Consider the following 26,102-nt stretch of genomic DNA (forward strand, 5'->3'; position numbering starts at 1 on the left):
GCATCCGGATGACGCCGCGCCGGTGCCGCTGTCATCCTATGCAGATGATCACGCCCACCCCGACGGCAGGCGCTACTACCGGCAACCCCGCGCCCGCCGCCTCCGAAGCCGCGACCACGCTGGTGCTGGTGAACCTCGGCACGCCCGACACGCCGACGGCCGGCGCCGTGCGGCGTTACCTGCGCGAATTCCTTTCCGACCGACGCGTGGTCGACCTGCCGCGCTGGCTGTGGTGGCCGGTGCTGAACTGGGTGATCCTGCCGCTGCGTTCGCAGCGGGTGGCGCACAAGTACGCGAGCATCTGGCGCAAGGACGGCTCGCCGCTGGCCGCCTACACGCGCGACCTCGCGCAGGCCGTACAGCGCGCGTGTCCGCAATGGCGAGTGGTGCACGCGATGCGCTACGGCGGCCCGGCATTGGCGGCGACGTTGCAAGAGCTGCGGCAGGAAGGCGCGCAGCGCATCGTGCTGTTGCCGTTGTACCCGCAGTATTCGACCACCACGACGGCGTCGGTGCGCGACGTGGCCGAAGCCGAGGGCTTCGCCGTCGTCGACAGCGGCTTCGTCGAGGCGGGGAAGGCCCAGGCGGTCGCCAGCGCCGGTGCATCGCTCATGCACTTCGTCGGCGACTATCACCTCGATGCCCGCTGGGTCGCCGCGGTTGCGGATTCCATTCGCGCCCACCGCGCGCAGCACGGCAACGCGGCGCACCTGCTGTTCTCGTTCCATGGCCTGCCGCAGCGCCTGGCGGACAACGGCGACCCATATCCGCGTCAGTGCGAAGCCGGCGCCCGCGCGATCGCCGATGCGCTGGGCCTGCGCGAGGAGTCGTGGACGCTGACCTATCAGTCGCGCTTCGGCCGCGAGAAATGGCTGGAACCGGCGACAGCCGATACGCTCGAGGCGCTGGCCGCGCGCGGTGTCCGCAGCGTCGACGTGGTCGCGCCCGGCTTCGCGGTCGATTGCCTGGAGACGCTGGAGGAAGTGGCGCAGATGCTGCGCGAGGACTTCCGCGCGCGTGGCGGCGAGTTGCGCTACATCCCATGCCTCAACGACAGCGAGGCCCACGCTGGCGCCCTGGCGGCGATCGCCCGCGCGGCGGTAGCCGGCGAAGCGGCGGCCGCGGCGGGTCGCACGGCATGAATACGATGCGCGCCTTCGCCGTCGACACCACGTTCGGCACGCTGGCGGGACTGCGCTGCGGCCATGAAGGCGCGCCGCGTGTGCTCGCCCTGCACGGCTGGCTCGACAATGCCGCCAGTTTCGTACCGCTGTCGCGGCATCTGCGCGATATCGACCTGGTCGCCATCGACATGCCTGGGCATGGCGCCAGCGCGCACTTGCCGCCAGCGGCGGACTACTTGCTGATCGCCTTTCTGCGCGCGGCCTTCGCGGCCGCCGATGCGCTGGGCTGGGACCGCTTTGCGTTGCTCGGCCATTCGCTCGGCGGCGTCATCGCCAGCCTGATGGCGTCGGCGCAGCCGCAGCGCATAGAGCGGCTGCTGACGATCGAGGCCTTGGGTGCGCTGACCGAAGACGAAGAGCGCACCACGCAGCGCCTGCGCGATGCCCTCACAGCGTACGGCGCACTGCCCGGCAAGCAGTTGCGCGTGTTTCCCGACGTGGCCACCGCGGCGCGCGCGCGCCTGCAGGCGCGCACCGGCGACTTGGGCGAAGCGGCGGCGACGCTGCTGGTCCAGCGTGGCCTGCGCGCGGTCGAAGACGGCTTCGTCTGGCGCAGCGATCCGCGCCTGACCATGCCGACGGCGGTGCGCATGAGCGAGGCGCAGAGCCGCAATCTGCTCAAGCACATCGAATGCCCGACACGGGTGATCTATGCCGATCCGCCGCAGAGCTATTTCCCCGATGCGCTGCGGCGTGCGCGTGCGGCGCTGCTGAAACAGGGCGAGCTCATCGTGATGCCGGGCAGCCACCACCTGCACATGGACGATGCGCCCGGCGTGGCGGCCGCGATCGGCGATTTCTTCGTGGAGCCGCGGATGGCCGCGGCGAACGGCTAGGGTCTCAGCCCAGCAATGCGCGCAACGACGCCTTGAGCTGGCGTCCGTGTTCGTGGAAGTAATCGCGTTCCGCGCGCCAATGCGGGAAGCGCGCCTCGACCTCGCGCCAGAACGCGCGCGAGTGGTCGGCGCGGATCAGATGGCACAGCTCGTGGACGAACACGTACTCGAAGGCGCTGGGACGCGCCAGCACCAGCGCCAGATCGAGCGCGACCACGCCGTTGGGCGCCAGCGATCCCCACTGCGAACTCATCACCTTGAAGACGACACGCGAAGGCGGCCGCGGCAACGTCGGCAGCAGCGGCGGCAGCCAGCGCCCGACGTCGGCGCGGCCTTCGGCCTCGTAGAAGTCGCGCAGCGCCCGTTGCAGCGAAGTCGTGCGCACGTTGGCGGGCACGGCAACCTGCAGCGCCTCGTCGGTGCGGTTGAGGCGCAGCGCGCGGCCTTCGCTCCAGGTCACGGGCAGTTCGCCGCCGCGCAGGGGGATGGCGGTGGTGACGTGCGGGATCAGCATCAGCGCCGCGTTGTCGTTGCGCGCGAGCTGCGCCATCAGCCAGTCGCCGTGTTCGAGCACGAAGCGCTCGCCCGAGACTTCGCTGGCGCGCAGCGGCAGGGTCAGGCGCGCGCCGCGCTCGCTCACGCTGAGCTTGATCCGCCGCGCGCGCGGATCGCGCACGCGCAGGACGTCGACGGTTTCGCCGTTGTCGAGGGTGAAGCTGAGGGTTTCGCGCGTCGCCGCGCGTGGAACCACGCGCGGCTTGCCCGCCAGCAGGCGGAGTGGATTCATGCGTACACGCTCGTCATGTGCAAGAGCATATCGCGATGGCGCCGCGGCGCCGTCGCGCATTCAGCTGTGATCGTTTTCATTGCGGGAATGGCGCGGCGCATCCAGCACTCCGCGACCAATGATGTTCACGCTACGTGTCGGAGCGGCGTCGGCCGCATGACGGGCACGGAGGCGACTGCCACCGTGCACCGTCATTGGGTGCCGAGCGGCGGCTTAGGCCTCGGCCTTGGACAGCTTCAGCGCCTTCTCGAGCACGGCGAACAAACGCTTCACCTCGCCGCTCATCAGGGCGAAGCGCGCGTCGAGTTCGGCCCGGATGTCTTCGCGCTCGGTGGATTCGAGCTGGTCGACGGCGCCGTCGAGGAGCTTGAACTTGCGCACGACCAAGTCTTCGCCGAGCACGAAGGACACATGATCGTCCAGCGTCAGCGCCAGGCGCGTGACCTGCTTGCCGGCTTCCAGGTGCTTGCCGATCTCGTCGCCCTGCAGTTCCTGGCGCTGGCACTTCACCACCGCGCCCTGATCGACCGGATCGCGCAGCTCGCACTCGTCGCCGAGCGAGAGCCCGTCCGGAAGCGGTTCGCCCGCGATCCAGCCGGTCAGCACGCTGCGCGGCGCGACTTCCGCGTTCAGCGGCAGCGCGGGGAAGCTGCCGAGCGCGCGGCGGATCTCGCTGACCACGCTCTCGCCGTTCTTGCGGCTGGAGGTGTCGACCACGACGATGCCGTGCTCCAGATCGAGCAGCGCATCGGTACGGCTGGGCTTGATGAAGGCACGCGGCAGCAGGTCGGTGATCAGTTCGTCCTTGATCCGCTTGCGCGTGCGGCCGCCGGGCCTGCGGCCTTCCTTCGCCTCGATCTCCTCGAGCTTCTTGGCCAGCATGTCGTTGACCACGCTGCCGGGTAGCAGCCGGTCCTCGCCGCCCATGGTGAGCCAGACCGCATCGCGCTGGCGCGCGGCGAGTACGTCACTGTCGCGTCCGAAGGGCGAGATGAAACCGCGGCTGGAGAGTTCGAGCGGACCGACCGGCTTGAGCTGGCACTCGTCGAGGCCGCTGTCGAGTTCGTCGAGCTTGGTGGTGGTGGGGAAGCGAAACAGCGTCAGGTTGCGAAAGAACATTCAGGTGTGTTCGGAATTTGATTGCTTCGGAAGCTAGGTGCTCGTCACTCGGGCTTGCGCCGGAATGACGATACGGAGCACAAGTATCTCAGACGCCTTCGTCTTCCCGGACATGCGGCTCGCCCGCCAGCCACGCATGCGCGTCGGGCAGCGGCGCGTCGCCGAGGCGCCCAAGGGCGAGGAAATCGAACAGCTTGGGATCGCTCAGCTGCGAAGGGCGGATGTCGCCTAGCGCGCGGGCGATGGTTTCGATACGGCCGGGGCTGTCCTTCTCCCAGGCATCCATCATCTTCTTCACCTGCTTGCGCTGCAGGTTTTCCTGCGAGCCGCACAGGTTGCAGGGGATGATAGGGAACTGCTTCGCCTCGGCATAGGCGGCGATGTCGTCCTCGCGCACATAAGCGAGCGGGCGGATCACCACGTGCTTGCCGTCGTCGCTGAGCAGCTTGGGCGGCATGCCGCCGAGCTTGGCGTGGAAGAACAGGTTGAGAAAGAACGTAGCCACCAGGTCGTCGCGATGGTGGCCCAGCGCGATCTTGGTGAACCCCTGTTCCTCCGCGTACGCATACAGCGCGCCGCGGCGCAGGCGCGAGCACAGCGAGCACAGGGTCTTGCCTTCCGGCACCACGCGCTTGACCACCGAATAGGTGTCCTGCTCGAGGATCTTGTACGGCACCCCCAACGATTCGAGGTACGCCGGAAGGATGTGCTCGGGGAAGTCCGGCTGCTTCTGGTCCAGATTGACCGCGACCAGTTCGAACTTCACCGGCGCCTTCTGCTGCAGTTGCAGGAGGATGTCGAGCATCGTGTAGCTGTCCTTGCCGCCGGACAGGCACACCATCACCTTGTCGCCGTCTTCGATCATGCCGAAGTCGGCGATCGCGCGGCCGACCTGGTGGCGCAAGCGCTTGGCGAGTTTGTTGGACTCGTGCGCACGCCGTTCGGCGCGACCGGTGGCGCGCGGCAAGGGTTCGGCGAGGGGCAGGACGATGCTCACGAACGGCTCGGGACTGGCAAACCACGGGGGACGGGCTGGTCATTCTACCGTCGCATTCCCGGTCCACCTTTCATGCACCAGTCGCGGCGTGCGCGACGACGCTACGGCACCATGCTGTGACGGCCGTCGCACTTGCTCTGGCATACTCGGTGCGCCGAGCGCATCGGGGCAAGGATCGCCGGCCTGGTAAGCACGCGGCCTGACGCGTGCAGGGGACTAAGGGAATGGGGGTTCGATGAGCACTCGGCTCGGCCGCGCGCTGCGCGGTCATTTTTCGCTGTGCGTGGTTTTGTTGTGCCTGAGTTTTGCGGCACTGCCCGCCATGGCGCAGGTTCGCCAGGAAGGGGCGATCCCGGATGGCCGCGGCGGCGCGGGCATTCTGACTACCGGTGTCGGCCACACCTGCGCGCTGCGTCCGGACGGTACGGCCTCGTGCTGGGGCTACGGCGACAACGGCAAGACCACGCCGCCAGCGGGCGCCTTCATGGAACTGAGCGCCGCCTTCGAACACACCTGCGGCCTGCGCGGCGACGGCAGCGTCGAATGTTGGGGCATGGGCTTCACCGCGCGCGACGGCGATCCCCCGCCGCCGCCTCCGCCGCCGGCCATGAGCGGCACGTTCACCGCGCTGGCGTCGGGCATGCAGTACACCTGCGGCCTGCACGCCCGCGCCCTGCCGTGGCAGTACCCGGAAGGCAACGTCGCCTGTTGGTCGGGCAGCGCCTGGGCCGCGCCGCTGGCGCCGCCGCCTGCGGGCGACTTCGCCGCGATGAGCGTCGGCGACACCTTCGTCTGCGGCCTGCGCGCCGACGGCCACGCCGAGTGCTGGGGTGACATCGATCCCGCGATGGTGCCGCAAGGCGCCTTCATCGCCGTGAGTGTCGGTGCGCGCCACGCTTGCGGCCTGCGCGCCGACGGCAGCGTGCAGTGCTGGGGCGACAACGGCGATGGCCAGGCGACGCCGCCGGCGGAGTTGTTCACTGCGATCTCCGCGGGTGCGTTCAATACCTGCGGCATCCGCGCCGACGGCCAGGTGCAGTGCTGGGGTGCGCACTGGGCCGGCCAGAGCACGCCGCCGACGGATCCCGAGGCGCGTTTCAGCACGATCAGCGTCGGCGTGCACCACGCCTGCGGCATCCGCATCGACGGCCAGGTTTCCTGCTGGGGCAACACCGATTGGGGCGATCAGTGGGGCCCGTCGCCGCGTCCGTACGAAGGCACGTTCGGCATCGGCGAACTCGCCGCCGGCGACTGGCATCAGTGCCAGGTGACGGCGGACGGCCGCCTGAGCTGCTGGGGCGGATTGACGCCCGACCCCGCGCCGGGCCTGCGCTTCAGCGCCGCGGCGGCCGGTTGGGAATCGATCTGCGCACGCGATCCGCTCGGCCACGTGCTGTGCTTCGGCAGCATGATCCAGCAGGATCTGCCGTTCGAGCCGTTCCGCCAATTCGACGTCGGTTATGAGCACGGTTGCGGCGTGCTCGCGCTGGACGGCCGCGCCCGTTGCTGGGGCCGCGAAACCAACGGCAAGACGCTCGCGCCCGAAGGTCTCTTCCGCAATCTCAGCGCGGGTCTGATGCACAGCTGCGGCGTGGCCGCGGACGGCACCGGCCAGTGCTGGGGCTACAACGGCGAGGGCCAGACGACGGTGCCTGCGCTGCCGTCGGAACAGCGCTTCCTCAGCATCCAGGCCGGCGAACGCCACAGTTGCGCGCTCGACAGCGCCCTGCACATCAAGTGCTGGGGCATGACCCCGCCGCCGATGGATCAGAACAGCCCCTACGATCCGCAGTACAACCCGAACTTCGCAACATTCCGCGCGCTGTCGGTCGGCGCGTACCACAGCTGCGCGATCCGCATCGACGGCCGCCTGCTGTGCTGGGGCGAGAACTGGAGCGGACAACTGCAGGCACCCGAAGGCACCTTCGTCGCGGTGGCGGCCGGGCACGACCACAGCTGTGCGATCCGCACCGACGGCCGCCGCGAGTGCTGGAGCCTGCCCTGGGTGTCGCCGCGGCTGGTGATGGATCCGGACAACCTGCCCGGTCTGCACACGGGCCAGTGGCTCGACGTACGCTTCGACCTTCGCAGCGAATCGCCGTATCCGTTGCAGGAACCGCATTACGCCATCGTCGCCGGCTCGTTGCCGGAGACGTTCCGACTCGAAGCCAATGGCCGGCTGTTCGGTTCCTGGCACGAGACCGGCCGCTTCCCGATCACCGTGGAAGGTCGCGACCGCAACGGTTTCGCCGTGCGCCGTGACTACGTGCTCGTCATCGACGACACGCCGCCGGTGATCGAACCGCTCGTCACCGGTACGCAGGGAGAGAACGGCTGGTACGTGAGCCCGGTGGACGTGCAGTGGTCGGTGACCGATCCCGAGTCCGGCATCCGCTGGAGCGTCGGGTGCGATCCCGCGCAGGTGCAAAGCGAAACGACCGATGCGGGCTTCTTCTGCCATGCCGAGAGCGCGGGCGGTCCGGCCTTCATGGATGTGCACGTCAAGGTCGACCTGATGGCGCCTGTCGTGCGCTTGGTCGGATTCGAGACCACCGGCGCGCAGGCGAAGATCAGCTTCGAAGGCGACGATCTCATGTCCGGCATCGCCGGTTTCGAATGCAGCCTGGATGGCGCGCAGTTCGCTGCGTGCGTTTCGCCGGTGCACAGCACGTTCGGTCCCGGCGAGCACGATCTGCAGATCCGTGCCGTCGATGCCGCAGGACATCGCAGCGCGCCGGTGAGCCAGCAGTGGTTCACCGATCCGACCGCACCGCGCGTCTTCGCCGACGTTATCGGGCCGCAGGGCACGAACGAGTGGTACACCGGCGACGTGCAGATCCAGTGGCAGGTCAGCGACGACGAATCGCCGATCACGTCGATGACGGGCTGCGAGCCCGCGACGCTGACCAGCGATGCATTGGAGGCGACGTTCACCTGTACCGCGGTCAGCCGCGGCGGTACGACCGTGCAGCCCGTTTTTGTCCGCCGTGACACCGTGGCGCCGGAAACGCGCCTGATCTCGACGCCCGCTGCCGTGATCAATGCCACCAGCGCCACGTTCGAATTCGACGGCAGCGATGCGACCTCCGGCGTGGCCGGCTACGAATGCCGCTTCGACAGCAGCTACCAGTGGCAGCCCTGTAGCTCGCCAAAGCGCTATGACAACCTGGGTCACGGCCAGCACGTCTTCTATGTGCGCGCCATCGACGCCGCGGGCCATCGCGACGAATTGGAAGCGGGTTATGCCTTCAAGGTCGACACGACGCCGCCGCAGATCATCGCGGGGCAATCGGCGAATTGGGGCAGCAACGGCTGGGCGATCGGCGACGTGCAGGTTAGCTTCGCTATCGACGAGCCGGAATCCAGTTACACCAGCACGCCGGGCTGCCAGGCCTTCGTGCAGAACACCGACACCGCCGGCACCAGCATCACCTGCAGTGCGACGAGCGTGGGCGGCACTTCCAGCAACACGGCAGTCGTTCGCCGCGACACGGTGGCGCCGGAAACGCGGCTCCTCAGCGTACCCGCGACCGGTACGAGCACCAGCGCGGGTTTCGCCTTCACCGGCGACGATGCGACTTCCGGTGTGGCCGGCTACGAGTGCAGCCTGGACGGCGCCGCGTTCACCGCGTGCGTCTCGCCCTATGCCTTTGTCGTGGCGTCCGGCGCGCATACCTTCGCCGTGCGGGCGCGCGACAAGGCCGGCCATCGCGACGCCAGCGCCGCCGTCCACGCCTGGACCGTCGACGCCACGCCGCCGACGATCACGCCCAGCGTGACCGGCACGCTGGGCAACGAGGGCTGGTATGTCGGCAACGTGCAGATCGCCTGGTCGGTGAGCGATGCCGAGTCGGCGATCGTTTCTTCCACCGGGTGCAATAACGTCAGCGTGACGACCGATACGCCGGGTGCAAGCTTCACCTGCACGGCTACCAATGCGGTGGGCGCCACGGTGTCGCGCACGGTGACGATCAAGCGCGACGCGACCGCGCCGACGCTGGCACCCAGCGTCGCGGCGGAAATGCTGTTGAACGCCACGGATACGGCAACCGCCAACGGCAGCGACACGCTGTCGGGCATCGCCAGCGCATCCTGCGGTGCGCTCGCGACCGGCACGGTCGGCAGCAAGAGCGTGACGTGCGCGGCGACCGACCGCGCGGGCAACACCGCTGCGGGCGGTGCGTCCTACCGCGTGCTCTTCGGGTTCAACGGGTTCACCGCGCCGGTGCAGAATCCGTCCGTGCTCAATGTGCTGAAGGCCGGCCGCTCGGTGCAGCTGCGCTGGCGGGTGGTGGATGCGCAGGGCGCTCCGGTGTCCAGCCTGACCTCCGCCAGCGTCGGCGCGATCGCCCTCTCGTGTCCGAGTGCCACCGAGAACCGCATCAGCGTCTTCGGCGGGAACAACGGCCAGCTGCAGAACCTGGGCAACGGCTACTACCAGCTCGACTGGATGGCTGCGTCGTCGCTGCGCAACGCCTGCCGCAGGCTCGAACTCAATCTGGGCGACGGACTCCTGCGCCCGGCATTGTTCAAGTTCAACTGAGGCACGCCGGTGCGGCAGGTTTCCCCTGCCGCACCGGGACGTCTGGTCATGGGAACGGTGTCATGGGCAAGCCGCCGGGGCAGGCGTAAGCTGGGCGCATGATCGATCTCGACGATCCGGCCACCATCGCCCGCAAGCTTTCCGAGCTCAAGCTCGAGCATCGCGACCTCGATCTTGCGATCGAACGCCTGGTCGCCGATGCCAGCACGGACGAGTTGACGATCAAGCGTCTGAAGAAGCGCAAGCTGTGGCTGAAGGACTGCATTGCGCGGCTGGAGAGCGCGCTCATTCCGGACCAGCCGGCGTGAGTTCGCCCGAATCGAGTTAAAGAAAAAGGCGGACAGGGTCCGCCTTTTTCATGCCTGCATGCCTGCGAAGAATCAGGTCGCCGGCGGCTCCGGCACCGGCTCAGGCTTCGCCGTCTCCGGACTGATCTTCTCGATCGTGTGCCGCAGTTCGCGGCCCAGGATCACCTTGGCGTCCTTGGCCCACGCGGTGAGGCGCTGGTCGAAGGTGAGCTTGCCGTTCTCGTCCGGCCACACCAGCCGGAGTTCGCGCAGCTTCAAAATGAAACCGCGGAACAGGGACTTGTCGAAGAACTCCGGCGCGGCCGGGGCATACAGCAGCGACAGACGTTGCGCGGCGAGGTGGCACATGCTTTCCAGTTCGCCGGAAGTCAGCGTGCCGGCGCCGTTCTTGGCCAGCACCGAAATCGCGATGTAATAGCGCTCGAAGGCTTGCTGCAAGGAGTGCCCGATCGCGCGCAGACGGAACACCTCGTCGCTCTGCCCCGCGTTGCGCGCCAGGATGCCGCCATCCTCGTCGCTCACGCGTTCGAGCAGGCCCTCCTGCACGAACAGGTCGACGGTCCGGCTCAGACGCTCGCCGAACTCATCCTCGCTCCACGGCAGGAACAGCTCCGCCTGGAGGAACGGGTACACGTTGCGGCCCAGTTCCAGCACGCGCGTCAGGCTCATGCGGCGGTTGTGCTGGAAGCAGCAGGCGATCCAGGCCGGCGCGGTGAAAAGATGCAGGACGTTGTTGCGGAAGTAGCTGAGCAGCACCGCCTTCTCGTCGTCGACGCCGAGCACGTCGCCGAGCGGGTGCTTGATGCGCTCGAGCACGTTGATCTCTTCGCCGTGGGCGATGATCTGTTCGGGCGTGTGCGGCGTGACGGTGACGCGGTCGGAGTAGGGCAGATCGGCGAGCAGCTTCTGCGACAGCGCGATCTGCGTGCGCAGGTCGGCTTCACCCATCGCGTGCTTGGGCGTGGACAGCAGCGCCAGCGCCAGCAGGTTGATGGGATTCACGTCCGCGGCGCGGTTGATGTTGACGTTGATGCGGTCGGCGAGCGCGTCGACGGTATCGGAAAGCCACTTGGGCCTTTCGTCTTCCGACAGCGGCTTGCCGTCCCAATCAGGCGCATGTTCGGCCAGTACGTCGCCGAGCATGATCGGCTCGCCGAAGTTCACCACCACCTGGCCGTAGTTGCTGCGCAGCACTTTGGGAATGCCGCTGAGCAGCTGCCAGATCGATTCCTTCTCCTTGGGCTTGCCGGTCAGTTCGTCGAGGTAGCTGTTGCCTTCCATCAGCTTCTCGTAGCCGATGTAGACCGGCTGGAACATCACCGGCCGCGTCGGCTGGCGCACGAAGGCGCGCAGCGTCATGGAGATCATGCCGCCCTTGGGCTGCAGCAGGCGACCGGTGCGCGAACGCCCGCCTTCGGTGAAGTACTCGATCGAATAGCCGCCGCCGACGAGCTGGGCAACGTATTCGCTGAGCACCGCCGAATACAGCACGCTGCCGCGGATGCTGCGGCGGATGAAGAAGGCGCCGCCCTTGCGCAACAGGGTGCCGACAACCGGCAGGTTGAGATTGATGCCAGCGACGATATGCGGCGGCACGACGCCTTTGGTGTAGAGCAGATAGCTCAGCAGCAAGTAATCCATGTGGCTGCGGTGGCTGGGCACGTAGATCACTTCGTGCCCCGGTGCGGCCTGCTTGAGCTTGTCCAGGTGATGCACCAGCACGCCGCGGTAGATGCGGTTCCACACCGTGGTCAGCAGGAAGCTGGCCGAGCGCACGACCGGATGCGAATAGTCCGCGGCGATTTCGTAGGCGTAGCCGTGCGCCTTCTTCCAGGCCTCGGCGAGCGAGGTCTTGTCGCGCGCGGCCTGGTCGGCGATCGCTTCCTTCACCGAATCGGAAGCGAGCACGCTGTCGACCAGCAGGCGCCGCGTCGACAGGTCCGGGCCGATGATCGCGGCGCGGATGCGATGGAAGTGGGTGCGCAGGACGCGCGAGAGCTTGCGCACCGTGCGTTCGGGCGGCAGGCCTTCGTCGAGCACGCCGCGCAACGGCACCGGCGGCGCGAACTGCACCAGCGTGTCGCGGCCGTTGAGCGCGATGGCGAGCAGGCGGCGGAAGCGGCCCACCAGGGTCCAGTTTTCCGAGAACAGCACGGAGAACCAGCCGCTGTTCTTGTCCGGGGCGCGGCCGACGAAGATCGAGACCGGCACCAGCTGCACGTCGAGTTCCGGACGCGCGCGATGCGCCTCCAGCAGGCGGGCAAGGGATCCGGAATGAGTCTTCGACGGCTTCTCGGCCGGAGCTGCGCCCGTGATCGTGCCGGTAATCGAATCGGCAATTGGCGCCAGCGTGCTGACGTTGCGCCGCGACAGCGCGAGGTAGGCGCGCTTGCGGCCGAGCGGATCGCCCGGCAGCGGTTGCAGTGGCGTGGGCAGGCCCGCTTGGCGGCAGGCGCGTTCCAGGATCAGGGCATTGGAGAGGCCGTAGTCCTCGAGCACGTAGCAGACCGGTCGTCCGTCGAGCATGGCTACATGCTCGGCTGGGCTTTCAGGCTCGATGCGCAGCTCGACCCAGGGTTCCATCAGCCAGCCCAGCAGCTTCGCCCAGAGTGGACGGCGGGCAGGCGGGGCGGGGCGCGGGTCGGCGCTGAAGCCCGGCGGCGTGGCCGGGGCGGGCGGAATGGGGAGTTCGGTCTGGGCCGGCGACGCTTCGTGCGCCTCGGCTGGGGCCTCGGCGGGATCCGACGGCATCGCATCGGTAGGCGGCCCGACGGAAGGCCCGGCAGCCTGCCCATCGCTAGCGACGGGTTCTGCGGGGGTCTTCGACGAGCCGGGACCGCGGGGCTCGTCTTCGGGGAAAAGGGAAGTCTGATTCGGCATTGGAGGGATTATGCGGGCTGCCGTAGATCTTGAGACGGCCGCCCCCCCACCTGGGAAAGCCAGGCTATTGGATGGAGCCGCCAGCGGTCCCCGCCCGCAAATCCCGCTCTTCCCCCGCCTCCACCCGCGCCCGCCGCAACAAATCGCTCAAATACCACCGCCCCTGATGCCGCTCGACCAGCACATACGCATCGATCGGCTGCCCCGCCAACTCGTACTGAAGCCGCACCCGGGCCTGATCCCCGGTCTGTTGGGCCAATGAGATCCGGGCCTCGGCCAATGCCCGGTCGAAGTCGAGCCCATACGAGCTCAGCGCCGCTTCCACGCGAATGAAGAAGGGTCCCAGTCGTTCCAGGCTGTGCTCCATGCCGGCCTCGCGCAGACCATTGCGGCCGCCCAACCCGGTCGCGCGGGCGGCCAGGGTGATCTGGGGAATGACGCGCCGCGCCTGGGCCGGATCCCCCAGAGGCGCTTTCTGGCCCCATAGCGCCAGGGCGGCGACGAGCTGGCGGTAGTGGTCGCGCTCGGCGTCGCTGTAGTCCGCCTCGTTGGCGACGTACTGCGCGGTGAACAGGCCGAGCGTGGTGGCGGCGTTGCGAATTTCGGCGTTAGCGCCGGCGAACTGGCGGCGATAAGCGGTCAACAAGGTCTGTTCGGAGCGAGGTTCGGACAGCGCCGTCAGAAAGCCCTGGAACTTCCGGTCGAGGGGCAGCTCGGTCAGCGGCCACAGCGTGCGACCTTCCACCCACGCGGTTTCCAGCCGGGCATGCAGATCGGGCGGCACGGCATGGTGGGCATACGCGGCCAGGTCGTCCTGGCGCAGATCGTCGACCAATTGCTGGACGGCGCCCGCCGGCGAATCCGGCGTATGGGCGGTCGGCGATGGCTCGGAATGGCAGGCGACGAGGCCAGCAAGCAACAGCGCGGCGGTGACGCTTCGAATCCAGGCGGGCATAGGGACGGAGCGTACGGGCGCAAGCGCGCATCTTGGCCGGTCGTCCGGCGCCGCGACAAGCCAAGCCGGTCGCGAAAACGGCCAAGCCGATTTCTTTAGAACATTCTGACGACCGGCAAGGTCAGCTATTGACGCGCCCCGGCCAACGGGGCGTAAAAGTGACGTGACGCCCCGGTCATGGAGGTGGAGAGCACGTAAAAACGAGCCGCCAAACTTGGCATGGTTCATGCTAACTTCTGCGACCCGGATCACATTCCCGCAAAGGACGGCCAAACCAAATGTCGTTGAGATATCTGAATGAACGTCCTTAAGACTTCGCTTCTCGCTGCTGCCCTCGTTGCCTCGCCCCTTGCGGCCGACGCCGCCAATACCAACGCCAACTTCGGCGTCCAGCTGACCGTCCAGAACAGCTGCACGATGACGGCCGGCAACACCGCTTCCGACATCAACTTCGGTACGGTTACCGGCAACATCACCGCCAACCGCGACGCGTCCACGGCCCTGACGGTCAACTGCAACAACGGCGCGCTGTATCACGTCGGCCTCAACGACGGCCTCAATGCCTCGTCCGGCCAGCGTCGTTTGACCAATGCCACCACCGGCCAGTTCGTGAACTACGAGCTGTATGCCGACAGCGGCCGCACCGCCCGTTGGGGCCAGACGGCTGCGGGCGGCACCGCCACGGACGTCGACGGTACCGGCAGCAACGCCGACCAGACCCTGACCGTGTACGGCCGCGTCGCTCCGACGCAGTCCGTCGGCGCCGGCGTCTACAACGACACGATCACCGCCACGATCGAATTCTGATCATGAAGCGGGCTGTCCACGCTGCGCTCCTGGGCGCGGCGTTGGCTGCGCTCGTTCCCGCGTCGTCCTGGGCGCGGGGACAGTTGCAAGCCGCGCCGACTCTCGTCGAGCTCGTTCCCGGTGCCACCGCCGGTCGTCTCACCCTGTCCAACACGGGCGATACGCCGATCGCGGCCCAGGTGCGCGTCTATGCCTGGAATCAGGTCGACGGCGAGGACCGCCTGGGCGCAACGCAGGCCGTGGTTATCAGCCCGGCGATTGTCCAGATCGCGCCCGGTTCCAGCCAGGTGGTGCGCGTGGTCCGGGAAGGCGCGTTACCGGTCGGCCGCGACGGCAGTTATCGCGTCGTGGTCGACGAACTGCCGACGCCCGGCGAGGCGCCGCAGTCCGGCGTACAGATCCGCCTGCGCTTCGTGGTGCCGGTGTACGTGCGGGCCACCAAGGCCGCGGCACCCGCGCTGCGCTGCCGCTTGAATGCCACGCAGTTGGCTTGCACCAACAGCGGCGGCCAGGCGGCCCAGCTCGGCGCGACGAAACTGGCCGATGCGGGAAGTCATTCGGTGGCCCTGACCGCCGGCCTCTTCGGCTATGTATTACCCGGCAGCGAGCGGCACTGGTCGCTCGCAGCGGCGCCCTTGACCAAGCTCACCGGCGATTTGCGCCTGGAGACGCGCGTCAATGGCCAGCCGTTGTCGGTGCCCGTCTCCCGTGCGCCCTAGGTCGCTGGCGCTCGCCGTCGGAGCGGCACTGGCCGCGTTCGTCATGACGGCGAACGCCGGTACCGGTACCGACGCAGGCTCCTTTTCGCTCGGCGAACTCGATCTGCCGAGCCTGGGCGGCGTCTCGGCGGGATCCGCCGATGTACAAGCCGCGCAAACGCTATATCTCGACGTCTATCGTGGCGATCGCTCGCTGGGTCAGCTGATCCGCGTGCAATTGCGCGACGGGCGACTGTTCGCGACGCCCGACGATCTTCGCCAACTCGGCCTGGTGATCGATGCATCGCTGCCGACGGACGAAACCGGCCTGCTCGCGCTCGATGCCGTGCCGGGACTCAAGTATCGCTACGACATCGAGGGCCAGCGCCTGATCCTCGACGTCGCCCCGGAGTTGCGTCCGAATCAATCGCTCGGCTATCGCATGCCCGAAGCGGTGGCGGCGACGCGCAGCGCCGGCTTCCTGCTGAGCTACGACGCCTACGGGCGCAGCACGCGTTACGAAGACACGCTTTCGCTGGCGACGACGGCGCGCGTCTTCGGCCGCTTCGGCGCACTGGAAAACAGCTTCCTCAGCCGCGCCGGCGACAACTCGGACGCGTACCAGCGTCTCGACACGCGCTGGATCTATAGCGATTCGGAACACATGACCACGTGGACCGCCGGCGATTTCATCGGCGGTGGCCTGGGCTGGACGCGGCCGGTACGCCTGGGCGGTTTGCAGCTGCGTCGCAACTTCGGTGTGCGGCCGGACCTGATCACGTTTCCGGTGCCGCGTTTCACCGGCCAGGCCACGGTGCCTTCGTCGGTGGAATTGCTGGTCGACAACGTCAAGCAATTCGGGGCCGATGTGGACGACGGCCCGTTCGTGCTCGACAGCTTTCCGCGTATCACCGGCGCCGGCGAAGCCACGCTGGTCGTGCGCGATGCGCTGGGCCGCACCACGCAGACCAGCGTTCCGATCTACGTCGACTACCAGCGCCTGGCCCCAGGGCTGAGCGATTTCAGTCTCGAAGCCGGGCGCTTGCGCCTGGGCTACGCCACCAACGACGACCGCTACGGCGACGACTTCGTCGCCAGCGGCAGCTATCGCCGCGGCCTGTCGATGTCGCTGACCGGCGAAGCGCACGCCGAATACGGCCCGGACCTGCGCGTCGCCGGCGCCGGCATCGTGTGGGCGCCGGCCGGCCGTCTCGGCGTAGTCACCGCTTCGCTCGCGCGCAGCGAGGGCGACAGCAGCGGCGACCAGCGCAGCGTCGGCTACCAGTGGATGAATCCGCACTTCGGTTTCGACCTGAAGGCGCAGCGGCGCTCGCGCGGCTTCCGCGATCTGGGCGACCTCGCCGACGGCGGCGCGCCGACTTCGTTGCGCGCGCAGGATCAGGCTTCGGCGTGGTGGTCGCGATCGAACGGCAGCGTCGCGTTTTCCTGGGTGCGCTGGCGCAATCAGGCGGGCGACCAGGAGAGCGTGCGCACGCTGAGCTGGTCCCAGGTGATCGGCCGCGTGAATGCCAGCGTTGGTGTGTTCGACAGTGGCGATACCGGCCACGGTTTCAATCTCAATATCAATCTTCCGCTGGGCGAACTGCGCGACAGCTCGCTGTCGGTGAGCCACAGCGGCGATCGCACCGACACCGTCGCGGCTGTGCGCCAGTCGCCGGGCTACGACGGCGGTTGGGGTTGGGAATTGCAGGCGGGCGACCGTGACGGCGCCTACGGGCTGGCGTCGACGACGCTGCGCGGCCGCTACGGCGAAGCCACCGTTGGCGCGGATCACCGCGACGGCAACACCGGTTACTTCGGGCAGGCCAACGGCAGCCTGGTTTGGATGGGCGGTTCGATGTTCGCGAGCCGCCGCGTCGGCGATTCCTTCGCCGTGGTCAGTACGCAGGGTGTGCCGGACGTGCCCGTGCTGTATGAGAACCGCGTGTTCGGCGCCACCAACGGACGCGGCTTCCTGCTGCTGCCTGACCTGCGCGGCTGGCAGCGCAATCGCGTCGGAATGGATCCGGATGCGCTGGGCGTGAACTATCGCGTTCCGCCGCTCGAACAGATGGTCACGCCGGCCGATCACGGTGGCGTGCTCGTGCGTTTCGACGTCGCCCGCGTGCACCCGGCGATGGTGACCTTGCAGACACCCTCGGGCGCGTTTGTTCCGGCAGGGGCGCAGGGACGCATCGTGGGCAGCGACGCGAGCTTCCTGGTCGGCCTCGATGGCGAGGCCTACATCGACGACCTGCCGGCCGGCGGCGTCCTGGAGGTGGAAACCGCCGGCGCCGTCTGCCGCTATGCGCTGCCGTCCCAGCTTCCCGCCCCAGACGGCGTCATGCGCTTGGGGCCGCTGCGTTGTGGAGAGCCGCTATGACCGCGCGCCCCGCTTTGATGTTGCATGTTCTGCTGTTGCTCGGGGTGATGCTGCTGTGGCCGGCGCAGGCACAGGCACAGAGTTGCTCGACCTCGGCGCAGACGCTGGCCTTCGGCACCATCGGCACGCCGACTGCGCAGCGCGATACGACCGCGGATGTCACCGTCACCTGTTCCGGCACCAGCGGCACCACGTACCGCGTCTGCCTCGCAATCAACGCAGGCACGGCGCCGAGTACCGTCCTCAACCGGGTAATGCGCTCCGGCTCCAATTCGCTGGGCTACGACATCGCGACGACATCGGGCGGTGCGACCTGGGGCGACAACATTTCCGCTGCGGGCACTGAAGTGTCGGTCACGGTTGGCGCCAGTGGCAGCGGCAGTGCGACCGCACGCATGTATGGCCGCATCAGTTCGGGCCAGAACCTGCCGGCCGGTTCTTACACCTCCACTCTCCAGGTGCAAGGCCGCCTTCCCAGCGGCGGTTCGCCCTGCATCAATGGCACGGGCACGAGTCTCACCGCCTCGTCGTTCAGCGCCACCGCCACGCTTGGCGGTACCTGCACGATCTCCGCGTCGGCAATCAACTTCGGCACGGTGGCCAACCTGACTTCCGGCCTCAGCGCCAGCGGCGGGCTCACCATCACGTGCAGCAACACCATGCCGTACAGCATCGCGCTCAACGCCGGCACGACCACGGGCAACACCATCGCGGCGAGGAAATTGAGCTTGAACGGCGCCGGTGCAGGCATCGTTTCCTATCAGCTCTATCAGGACGCGGGCGGCACAGTGCTCTGGGGCGACGGCACGACCGGATCGGCCTATCTGGGCACAGGAAGCGGCACGGCACAGAGCGTGCCCGTGAATGCCAAGGTGCCGTCGCAGACGACGCCGTCCTCGGGCACCTACAAAGACACCGTGACCGCGACGATCACGTACTGAGCGTCCGCCGCTCTCGTTAGCGAACTTCTCGTAGCCAAAAAGAAAGGGAGGCCTTTGGGGGCCTCCCGCAATCCGGCGTGAGCCGGTGGACTTGGTTGTGGCGCAATTCCGGACTGGCCGGACGCAGGCAGATTAGCGGCCCTTCCAACTTTAAGCAATACTTCGCCATGTTTAGCTAAGTATTTGATTTTGCACGTGCGATCGGTTTCCCTGCCTGCAGCCGATACCCGGCGCGCCAGCATGGCGATGGGGGCGTATAAAGGCCCGGCGCCAAGGTTCCTCGGCCTTGCGCGAACCGCGAATGGAATCAGACGCCATCTTCGAGCGCGCCCTTCGAAGCGGCATGGGAATTCGCACGGCCCCGGGGCGCCGACTGGGCACGAGGAAACCAACATGGCACTCAGGATTGGCGACACCGCTCCCGATTTCAGCGCCGACACCACGCAAGGCCGCATCAACTTCCACAACTGGCTTGGCGATTCATGGGGCGTGATGTTCTCGCATCCGAAGGACTTCACTCCCGTCTGCACGACCGAACTGGGCTGCATGGCGAAGCTGAAACCGGAGTTCGACAAACGCAATGTCAAAGTCATCGGCCTCAGCGTGGATTCGGTCGATGATCACAACCGCTGGGCCAACGACATCCGCGACACGCAGGGCATCGCGCCGAACTACCCGGTGATCGGCGACAGCGATCTGCAGGTGTCGATGCTCTACGACATGCTGCCGGCCGAAACGCCTGGCACCGCCGCGGGCCGTACGCCCGCCGACAACCAGACCGTGCGCACGGTGTTCGTGATCGGGCCGGACAAGAAGATCAAGCTGGAACTGGTCTATCCGATGACCACCGGACGCAACTTCGACGAAGTGTTGCGCGTGATCGATTCGATCCAGCTCACCTCGAAGTACAAGGTCGCCACGCCAGTGAACTGGAAGCAGGGCGAGGACGTGATCATCGCCGCCTCGGTATCGGACGACGATGCGAAGCGGTTGTTCCCCGAAGGCTGGACGGCGACGAAGCCGTACATCCGGATGGTGCATCAGCCTCACGCGTGAGGGCTGAGGGAACCCGACGAGTCGCGCTCGTCGCGACTCGTCGATGCCCGCATGCGATCAATCAGTCGCGCGCATCATCCAGCGCCGCTTCCTTGGCGGCGCGGCGTGCCGCTTCCGGCTGGCTCCATTCGTTGTCGAACAGCGCCGGCTCCCAGCTGCCGTAGAGCGGATTGGGCAGCGCCCACCAGCGTTCGCCGATCCATGCCTGGTACGGCGCGATCGCTTCGCGGCGGCCGTCGCGCGTATTCGCCAGGATCTGCACGAAATCGCCAACCTGATCCCCGAACTGCATCAGCACGCGGTACTTGCGCGCGACCAGCTGGCGGCGGCAGGTTTTTTCCGAACCGTTCTGCTCGCAATCGTCGACCACGGTACCCAGGCCGAGGAACTGACTGTCGTCCTTGAGCGGGAAGCCGGCCGCACGCAAGTTCGCCACCGTCGCTTCGCCGAGGCTCGCGTCGCGATTGCTGACGTAGAAGACGGTGACGCCCTTCTTCGCGGCGGCGGAAAGGAATTCGACCGCGCCCGGCAGCGCCTTGGCCTTGCGCTCATTCACCCACTGGCCCCAGTCGGCCTCGTTGAAACCGTGGTGATCGCGGATCTGCCGCACCGTGCTGGGCGAGTTGTCCAGCACGGTTTCATCGACGTCGACGATGATCGCCGGCGGCAGCTTCGCGTAGTCGTTGTTGCGCTCGTCCTTGGGCAGCGCATCCCAGTGCTTGTCGCGCAGGGCGGCGTCGAGGCGCTGGCCGGCGGCGCGATAGATCGCGGTGTAGACCAGGTCGCGTTCGACCGAGGTCTGGAACCAAACCGTGGCGTTGAGGCTGTCGTCGGCGGGCGGCTCCTGCGCGGCTGCGGCGGCAACCGGCGCGGTCGCCGGCGCTTCGGCAGTCGCGGTGGGGGCGTGCGTGGCGCAGCCGCCGATGAGGGCGGCTGCAAGCAGGGTCAGGGTGGGAGTCGAAAGGCGCATGGACATGCCGGACGATGAAAGAGGCCGCCGAGTGTACCCAAGCCGCACGGCAGCGCTGTTGCAACCCGTGTTGCTGGCCGCTTTACCGGATCAGCTTTCCAACAGCGCCTTGATCGCGGCGAACCCGGCGCTCGCGCGTTCCTGCTTGCGCGCCGCGTCGGCGACCGGGTCGGCGCCGTCGCGCTGCAGTTCCGCGGCAGGCAGTTCGTCGAGGAAGCGGCTGGGCTTGAGCCGCAGCTTGTCGCCCCAGCGCGAGGCTTCGCGCGAATGCGACAGCCACAGCTGCTCCTTGGCGCGGGTGATGCCCACGTAGAGCAGGCGACGCTCTTCGTCGAGGCTGCCTTCCTCCAGCGCCATGTCGTGCGGCAGCGTGCCGTCCTCGCAGCCGACGATGAAGACGTAGCGGAATTCCAGGCCCTTGGCGCCGTGCATCGACATCAGCCGCACTTGGTTGCCGGCGTCGCCCTTGTCGGCGTGCGAGAGCAGCGCCAGCTGCGCGGCGAGCTCGCCCGGGCCGGAACCCTTGCCGCCGTCGAACCACTGCGAGAGCTCTTCGAGGTTTTCCTTGCGGCGCTGGAAGCTGGCTTCGTCCTTGCACTGTGCGCGGATCGCCAGGAGCATTCCGGATTTCTCGCCAAGCACGCGCACGAGTTCGGCGGGGGGAAGCTTCTGCGCATCGGCGCGTAGCGATCGCACCACGCCCATGAAGCCGTCCAGCGCATTGGCCGCGCGCGGCGCCAGTTGCTTGAGCGCGCCGACCGATTCGGCCGCACGCGACATCGGCATGTGCTGCCCGTGCGCGAGTTCGGCCAGCTTCGCCAGCGTGGTCGCACCGATCTCGCGCTTGGGCGCCTGCACCGCACGCAGGAACGCCGCATCGTCGTCGGGATTGGCGATCAGGCGCAGCCAGGCGAGGGTGTCCTTCACTTCCTGGCGTTCGAGGAAGGCGGTGCCGCCGCTGAGGTGATACGGCACGCGCAGCAACTGCAACGCCTTTTCCAGCGCGCGGCTCTGGTGGTTGCCGCGGAACAGGATGCAGAAGTCGCTCCACGGCGCGGAGTTCTTCTGCGCGAGAAAGTGGATCTCGGATGCGACCTTCTCCGCCTCGTGCGCGGCGTCGCGGCATTCCCACACGCGGATGCGTTCGCCGTCGGGCTGGTCGCTCCACAGGGTCTTGGGATGCTCGTGGAAGTTGTGCGCGATCAAGGCGTTGGCGGCGCGCAGCACGCGGTTGGAACAGCGGTAGTTCTGCTCCAGCTTGATGATTTCCAGCGCCGGATAGTCCTTGCCCAGTTGCAGCAGGTTGTCCGGATTGGCGCCGCGCCAGGCGTAGATCGACTGGTCGTCGTCGCCCACGCAGGTGAACAGGCCCTTCGGCCCCGCCAGCGCCTTCAGCAGCCGGTACTGCGCGTCGTTGGTGTCCTGGCACTCGTCGACCAGCAGGTAGCCGATGCGCTCGCGCCAGCCCAGGCGCAGGTCTTCGTCGGCTTCGAGCAATTGCACCGGCAGGCGGATCAGGTCGTCGAAGTCGACCGCATTGAAGGTGGTCAGGCGCTGCTGGTATTTCTGGTAGAGGACCGCCGCATCCATCTCGCGCGGACTCTGCGCGGCGGCCAGCGCTTCCTCCGGCGACAGGCCGGCATTCTTCGCGCGCGAAATCAGATTGCGCGCGTTGTCGAGCACGTCGGGCTTGCTGCCAGGCGGCAACAGGTCCTTGAGCTGGGCGCCGGTGTCGTCGCTGTCGAACACGGAGAAGCCGCGGCGCAGCCCGGCCTTGGCGTGCTCGATCTGCAGGAACTTCAGGCCCAGCGCGTGGAAGGTGCAGATCGTCAGCCCTTCGGCCGCGTCGCCCTTGATGCGCTTGGCGACGCGCTCCTTCATTTCACGCGCCGACTTGTTGGTGAAGGTGATCGCGGCGATGCGGCGCGCCGGCATGCGGCCCGAGGAAATCAGGTGGGCGATCTTCTCGACGATGACGCGGGTCTTGCCGCTGCCGGCTCCGGCGAGTACGAGCAGCGGACCTTCGGTGTGCAGGGCGGCGGCGCGTTGGGGCGGGTTGAGGAAATGCATGCGGTCAACCGGCCCTGGACCGGACATCTTTCTGGCCGCGCATTCTAATCGGGTCGGGCGGGTGGCTTCCGCGATCCCGATGGAGATTCGCGAGGCAGATCCGGAGTGATGCCGAGATTGAAGCCGCGGCACCGGTCGGGCATCTTCATTCAGCCGCCCAGCGCCGCGTGCCTGAATACGCGCGTTCACCGCGGCACCCTTATGAGGAAATTCGCCGATGCGCATGGGCCTGGTCGCCAACAGCCTGCATTACACCGGTTCGGACGCCGCCCTGTTCCGCTGGCTGCGCGCCTGCGAGTCGGGTATTCGCGAATTGCGGCTGGGCCTGCACGCGGTCGGACGCACGCACGACGCGATCGTGGACGAGGGCATGCTGGCCGGCTATGCGGGGCTGCGGCGCTATCCGTTCGGTCGCGACGGCGGCCTGATGAAGCTGGTGGCCGAGGTCGTCGGCCTCGGCGAGGAGCGCACCCTCGATGGTGCGATCTACCTGCTCAACCCCGTCACGCCCTCATCCACCTTTCCCGAAGCCGTCGCGCTCAAGCGCCAGTGCGTGATCCACGGCAAGCCGTTCGTCTCCACGGTGGCCGGGGCGCGCGACTGGGTCGAGATGGAGCGCATTCAGGCCGGGTTCGCGCCCGATTCCGGCGCTGACCGCTTCCACGAGCTGGAGCAGCAGACCTTGGCGTTGATCGCGCACGACGCGATGAAGGCGACGATGCAGGCGTTCGCGGCCGAGCACTTCGATCTGCTGTCGCGCTATGCCCATCGCGTCGCCACCGGCACCACGGGCCAATTGCTCAACGAGCTGGCCTGGAGCCGCGGCTGGCCGCGCGAGCAGGAATGGGTGCAACGCTACCGCAGCGGCCCGATGGGCGGCGATGCGCAGATCGCCGACCGTGTGCTCGAAGGGCGCTGCCAGCGCGTCGTCTTCTTCGAGGATCCCCACGTCGCGCGCCAGCACGAAGCCGATATCCAACTGCTGGAGCGCGCGGTGACGACCAAAACCGATGATGCCGTTTGCATGACCTCGCCCGTCGTAGCCATGCGCTGGATGATGGCGGCCCGGCAGCGCGCGGAATTGCAAGGTTAGCTCGCGCGATCTAAGAACGCGCAGCCTAAGAAAAAGTCTCTAGGTCTTCCGTTTACCCGCGGCGTAGCCGGTCGCCCGTTAAGCTGTGCGCCTCTTTCCGATCGGACGAAATGGATGTCGAACTCTCGCACGCCGAAATCACGCAGGCCGCGTTTGCAGGCGTTTGCGCTGTCGCTGTTGCTGCTGCCGGCGATGGGCGCGCAGGCGGCGCAGCCGACCGTGCCGCCGGATCCGGTGAGCGATCCGTTGCTGATTACCGCGGGCTTCCTCGGCCATCACCAGGACCTCAAGTACCGGATGCTGGGCATGGAGGCCTACAAGGAGAAGCGCTTCGATGACGCGATGCGCTACTTCCGCCGCGCCAGCTATTTCGCCGACAAGCCCTCTCAGGGCATGGTCGCCGAAATGTATTGGAACGGCGAAGGCGCGCCCGCCGATCGCGCGCTTGCGTATGCGTGGATGGATCTGGCGGCCGAGCGCGGCTACACCGGCTTCATCGGTCTGCGCGAGAAGTATTGGAAGGCGATGGATGAAAGCGAACGCGCGCGTGCGATCGAGCAGGGACAGGCGATCTACTCGCGCTTCGGCGACGCCGCCGCCAAGCCGCGCTACGAATGGGAATTGCGGCGCGGGAAGAACAAGTTGACCGGCAGCCGTACCGGCTTCAACCGCGGTGTGCAGATCGAGGTCCCGGGCCCGGCGGGCTCGCAGATGATCGAAGGCTCGAAGTTCTACGACGAGCGCTATTGGGACGCGAAAAAGTACTGGGCCTGGCAGGACGCGATCTGGGCGAAGCCGCGCATCGGCAAGGTCACCGTCGGCGAGCTGGAAGTCGCCAAGGACGCGGTGGATACGCGCATTCCGGAGACCGCGCCGGAGATCGACGCTCCCGTCCCCGAAGTGCCGCCGGAGCCCACGCCCGAGCCCTGAGCCACCCGTCGGGAGCACAAAGTGCGTCATTGCCCGGACCCATAGCCGCGCCTAGCGTGCGCTTAAGTCGCTTCGTCCTGCGGCGACGGAGATACGCCATGAACGTGCGAGCTGCGTGCCTCGTATTGGTCTGCCTGTGTGCGGCGGGAGCCGCCACGGCCGGCGAGAAACTGCGGCTGGTCGATGCCAGTTTCATGGACCTCGATGCGCAGCTGACCTCGGCGCGCGGCCGGCCGAACGAGGAGTGGCGCCTCAACGGGCTGAAGGCCTACCAGGGCGACCATTACGACGAAGCGGTGCGCGACTTCGAACGCGCGGCGTCCTATGCGGACAAGTACTCGCAGCATTTCCTCAGCCTCATCCATTGGCATGGCGTCGGCGTTCCGGTCGATCGCGTCCAGGCGTACGTGTGGAGCGACCTGGCCGCCGAGCGCGGCAGCCATCCGCTGTTGGCGATTCGCGAAAAGATGTGGCAGCAACTCACGGCGGAAGAGCGCGCCCACGTGCTGGAATTGGGCCCATCCTTCTACGATCGCTACGGCGACGCGGTGGCAAAACCGCGCGCCGAAATGGAGATGCGCCGCTTCGCCCGCAGCATGACCGGCAGCCGCGTGGGCTATCGCAGCCAGATGATGGAAAGCGGTGGCGGACCGGTCAACGGCTCGCTCGTGGTCGAAACCGGAACCAACGCCGCGGCCTACGCGGTCTCGGTCGCGGGTTCGCCCGACGAGCTTTACGGCGAGGAGGGCGGCCTCAAGCGCCTACAGGTCTATTGGCAGAGCCAGGATGCCTTGCTGGAACGCGCGGCCGGCCGGGTCGACATCGGGCCGGCGACGCGCGATCGCAGGCCGTAACCGAGCCGAAACCGCCGGCAGCACCGCGAACGCGCCACGCGTCCGGATAAAATGCGCGCATGGCCAAGCTCTACTTCTACTACTCGGCGATGAACGCCGGAAAGACCACCACCCTCCTGCAGTCCGCGCACAACTACCGCGAGCGCGGCATGCGCGTGCTGATCCTGACGCCGCGGCTCGACCATCGTGCCGGCAGCGGCACCGTGGCGTCGCGCATCGGCCTGAAGGCGGTGGGGCACGCATTCGAACGCGGCGACGATCTGGATCAGGTGGTGCGCGACGACATCGCCGCGCACGGCAAGCTCGACTGCGTGCTGGTCGACGAAGCGCAGTTTCTCGCCAAGGCGCAGGTGTGGCAGCTGAGCGAAGTCGTCGACGCCTTGCGTATACCGGTGCTCTGCTACGGCCTGCGCACCGACTTCCGCGGCGAGCTGTTCGAGGGCAGCCAGTATCTGCTGGCCTGGGCCGACGAGCTCAACGAGATCAAGACGATCTGCCACAGCGGCAAGAAGGCGACGATGACGGTGCGCGTCGACGACGACGGCCGTGCCGTGCAGCAGGGTCCGCAGGTGGAAATCGGCGGCAACGAACGCTACGTCTCGGTGTCGCGCGCCGAATTCAAGAAGGTGATGCGCGGGGAAAGCGCGGTCGAAGGACTGCCCGAGCCGCAGCAGCCGCCGCTGCTGTAGCG

General features: G+C 67.5%; 20 protein-coding genes. 13 read left to right on the forward strand and 7 right to left on the reverse strand.

Going from position 1 to position 26,102, the window contains the following annotated elements; translation table 11 throughout:
• The first annotated feature begins 44 nt into the window (after positions 1-44).
• On the forward strand, positions 45-1,142 hold the full coding sequence (gene hemH, locus ACYVJ8_RS13335; protein ID WP_460713167.1) for a ferrochelatase: 1,098 nt from the start codon (positions 45-47) through the stop codon (positions 1,140-1,142).
• A 5-nt stretch (positions 1,143-1,147) separates the two neighbouring features.
• On the forward strand, positions 1,148-2,020 hold the full coding sequence (locus ACYVJ8_RS13340) for an alpha/beta fold hydrolase (RefSeq protein ID WP_460713740.1): 873 nt from the start codon (positions 1,148-1,150) through the stop codon (positions 2,018-2,020).
• A gap of 4 nt (positions 2,021-2,024) precedes the next feature.
• On the opposite strand, the gene ACYVJ8_RS13345 is transcribed toward ACYVJ8_RS13340, so the two are convergent.
• The 3 genes from ACYVJ8_RS13345 to ttcA all read right to left on the reverse strand — a co-directional run bounded on the left by ACYVJ8_RS13345 (position 2,025) and on the right by ttcA (position 4,911).
• Entirely contained in the window at positions 2,025-2,807 is a 783-nt protein-coding gene (locus tag ACYVJ8_RS13345; RefSeq protein WP_460713169.1) for a M48 family metallopeptidase, read from the reverse strand.
• A 213-nt stretch (positions 2,808-3,020) separates the two neighbouring features.
• Complete coding sequence (locus ACYVJ8_RS13350) at positions 3,021-3,926, reverse strand: recombination-associated protein RdgC (RefSeq protein ID WP_460713171.1); 906 nt, start codon at positions 3,924-3,926, stop codon at positions 3,021-3,023.
• 88 nt (positions 3,927-4,014) lie between these two features.
• Entirely contained in the window at positions 4,015-4,911 is an 897-nt protein-coding gene (gene ttcA, locus ACYVJ8_RS13355) for a tRNA 2-thiocytidine(32) synthetase TtcA (protein ID WP_460713742.1), read from the reverse strand.
• A 247-nt stretch (positions 4,912-5,158) separates the two neighbouring features.
• Here ttcA and ACYVJ8_RS13360 point away from each other — a divergent pair, with 247 nt between their 5' ends.
• Both ACYVJ8_RS13360 and ACYVJ8_RS13365 read left to right on the forward strand, forming a co-directional pair.
• Positions 5,159-9,466: a PxKF domain-containing protein gene (locus ACYVJ8_RS13360; RefSeq protein WP_460713173.1), complete on the forward strand. Its 4,308-nt coding sequence runs from the start codon at positions 5,159-5,161 to the stop codon at positions 9,464-9,466.
• Between the two features lie 101 nt (positions 9,467-9,567).
• Positions 9,568-9,774, forward strand: a complete 207-nt coding sequence (locus ACYVJ8_RS13365; protein WP_460713744.1) for a YdcH family protein — start codon at positions 9,568-9,570, stop codon at positions 9,772-9,774.
• A 72-nt stretch (positions 9,775-9,846) separates the two neighbouring features.
• Here the strand turns inward: ACYVJ8_RS13365 and plsB are convergent, their stop codons facing one another.
• The gene (gene plsB, locus ACYVJ8_RS13370) at positions 9,847-12,525 is read right to left on the reverse strand and encodes a glycerol-3-phosphate 1-O-acyltransferase PlsB (RefSeq protein ID WP_460713175.1); all 2,679 of its coding nucleotides are present in this window, start codon (positions 12,523-12,525) and stop codon (positions 9,847-9,849) included.
• 193 nt (positions 12,526-12,718) lie between these two features.
• Complete coding sequence (locus ACYVJ8_RS13375; RefSeq protein WP_460713177.1) at positions 12,719-13,609, reverse strand: hypothetical protein; 891 nt, start codon at positions 13,607-13,609, stop codon at positions 12,719-12,721.
• A 297-nt stretch (positions 13,610-13,906) separates the two neighbouring features.
• Here ACYVJ8_RS13375 and ACYVJ8_RS13380 point away from each other — a divergent pair, with 297 nt between their 5' ends.
• The 5 genes from ACYVJ8_RS13380 (at position 13,907) to ACYVJ8_RS13400 (ending at position 19,494) form a co-directional block, all read left to right on the forward strand.
• On the forward strand, positions 13,907-14,416 hold the full coding sequence (locus tag ACYVJ8_RS13380) for a Csu type fimbrial protein (protein ID WP_460713179.1): 510 nt from the start codon (positions 13,907-13,909) through the stop codon (positions 14,414-14,416).
• A gap of 2 nt (positions 14,417-14,418) precedes the next feature.
• Positions 14,419-15,135, forward strand: a complete 717-nt coding sequence (locus ACYVJ8_RS13385) for a fimbrial biogenesis chaperone (protein WP_460713181.1) — start codon at positions 14,419-14,421, stop codon at positions 15,133-15,135.
• The gene (locus tag ACYVJ8_RS13390) at positions 15,125-17,497 is read left to right on the forward strand and encodes a fimbria/pilus outer membrane usher protein (RefSeq protein WP_460713183.1); all 2,373 of its coding nucleotides are present in this window, start codon (positions 15,125-15,127) and stop codon (positions 17,495-17,497) included. The genes ACYVJ8_RS13385 and ACYVJ8_RS13390 overlap by 11 nt, the downstream gene beginning before the upstream one ends.
• Entirely contained in the window at positions 17,494-18,438 is a 945-nt protein-coding gene (locus tag ACYVJ8_RS13395) for a Csu type fimbrial protein (protein ID WP_460713186.1), read from the forward strand. The genes ACYVJ8_RS13390 and ACYVJ8_RS13395 overlap by 4 nt, the downstream gene beginning before the upstream one ends.
• A gap of 393 nt (positions 18,439-18,831) precedes the next feature.
• Complete coding sequence (locus ACYVJ8_RS13400; RefSeq protein ID WP_460713188.1) at positions 18,832-19,494, forward strand: peroxiredoxin; 663 nt, start codon at positions 18,832-18,834, stop codon at positions 19,492-19,494.
• A 61-nt stretch (positions 19,495-19,555) separates the two neighbouring features.
• Here the strand turns inward: ACYVJ8_RS13400 and ACYVJ8_RS13405 are convergent, their stop codons facing one another.
• Complete coding sequence (locus ACYVJ8_RS13405; RefSeq protein WP_460713190.1) at positions 19,556-20,470, reverse strand: 5'-nucleotidase, lipoprotein e(P4) family; 915 nt, start codon at positions 20,468-20,470, stop codon at positions 19,556-19,558.
• Between the two features lie 84 nt (positions 20,471-20,554).
• On the reverse strand, positions 20,555-22,534 hold the full coding sequence (locus ACYVJ8_RS13410) for a UvrD-helicase domain-containing protein (protein WP_460713192.1): 1,980 nt from the start codon (positions 22,532-22,534) through the stop codon (positions 20,555-20,557).
• Positions 22,535-22,751: 217 nt separating this feature from the next.
• Here ACYVJ8_RS13410 and ACYVJ8_RS13415 point away from each other — a divergent pair, with 217 nt between their 5' ends.
• The 4 genes from ACYVJ8_RS13415 (at position 22,752) to ACYVJ8_RS13430 (ending at position 26,100) form a co-directional block, all read left to right on the forward strand.
• Positions 22,752-23,627: a methylglyoxal synthase gene (locus ACYVJ8_RS13415; protein WP_460713194.1), complete on the forward strand. Its 876-nt coding sequence runs from the start codon at positions 22,752-22,754 to the stop codon at positions 23,625-23,627.
• 114 nt (positions 23,628-23,741) lie between these two features.
• Entirely contained in the window at positions 23,742-24,557 is an 816-nt protein-coding gene (locus ACYVJ8_RS13420; protein ID WP_460713196.1) for a hypothetical protein, read from the forward strand.
• Positions 24,558-24,655: 98 nt separating this feature from the next.
• Entirely contained in the window at positions 24,656-25,411 is a 756-nt protein-coding gene (locus ACYVJ8_RS13425; protein ID WP_460713198.1) for a hypothetical protein, read from the forward strand.
• Positions 25,412-25,470: 59 nt separating this feature from the next.
• The gene (locus ACYVJ8_RS13430) at positions 25,471-26,100 is read left to right on the forward strand and encodes a thymidine kinase (protein WP_460713200.1); all 630 of its coding nucleotides are present in this window, start codon (positions 25,471-25,473) and stop codon (positions 26,098-26,100) included.
• The last annotated feature ends 2 nt before the right edge of the window (positions 26,101-26,102 follow it).

It is taken from the genome of Lysobacter terrae (assembly GCF_054782215.1).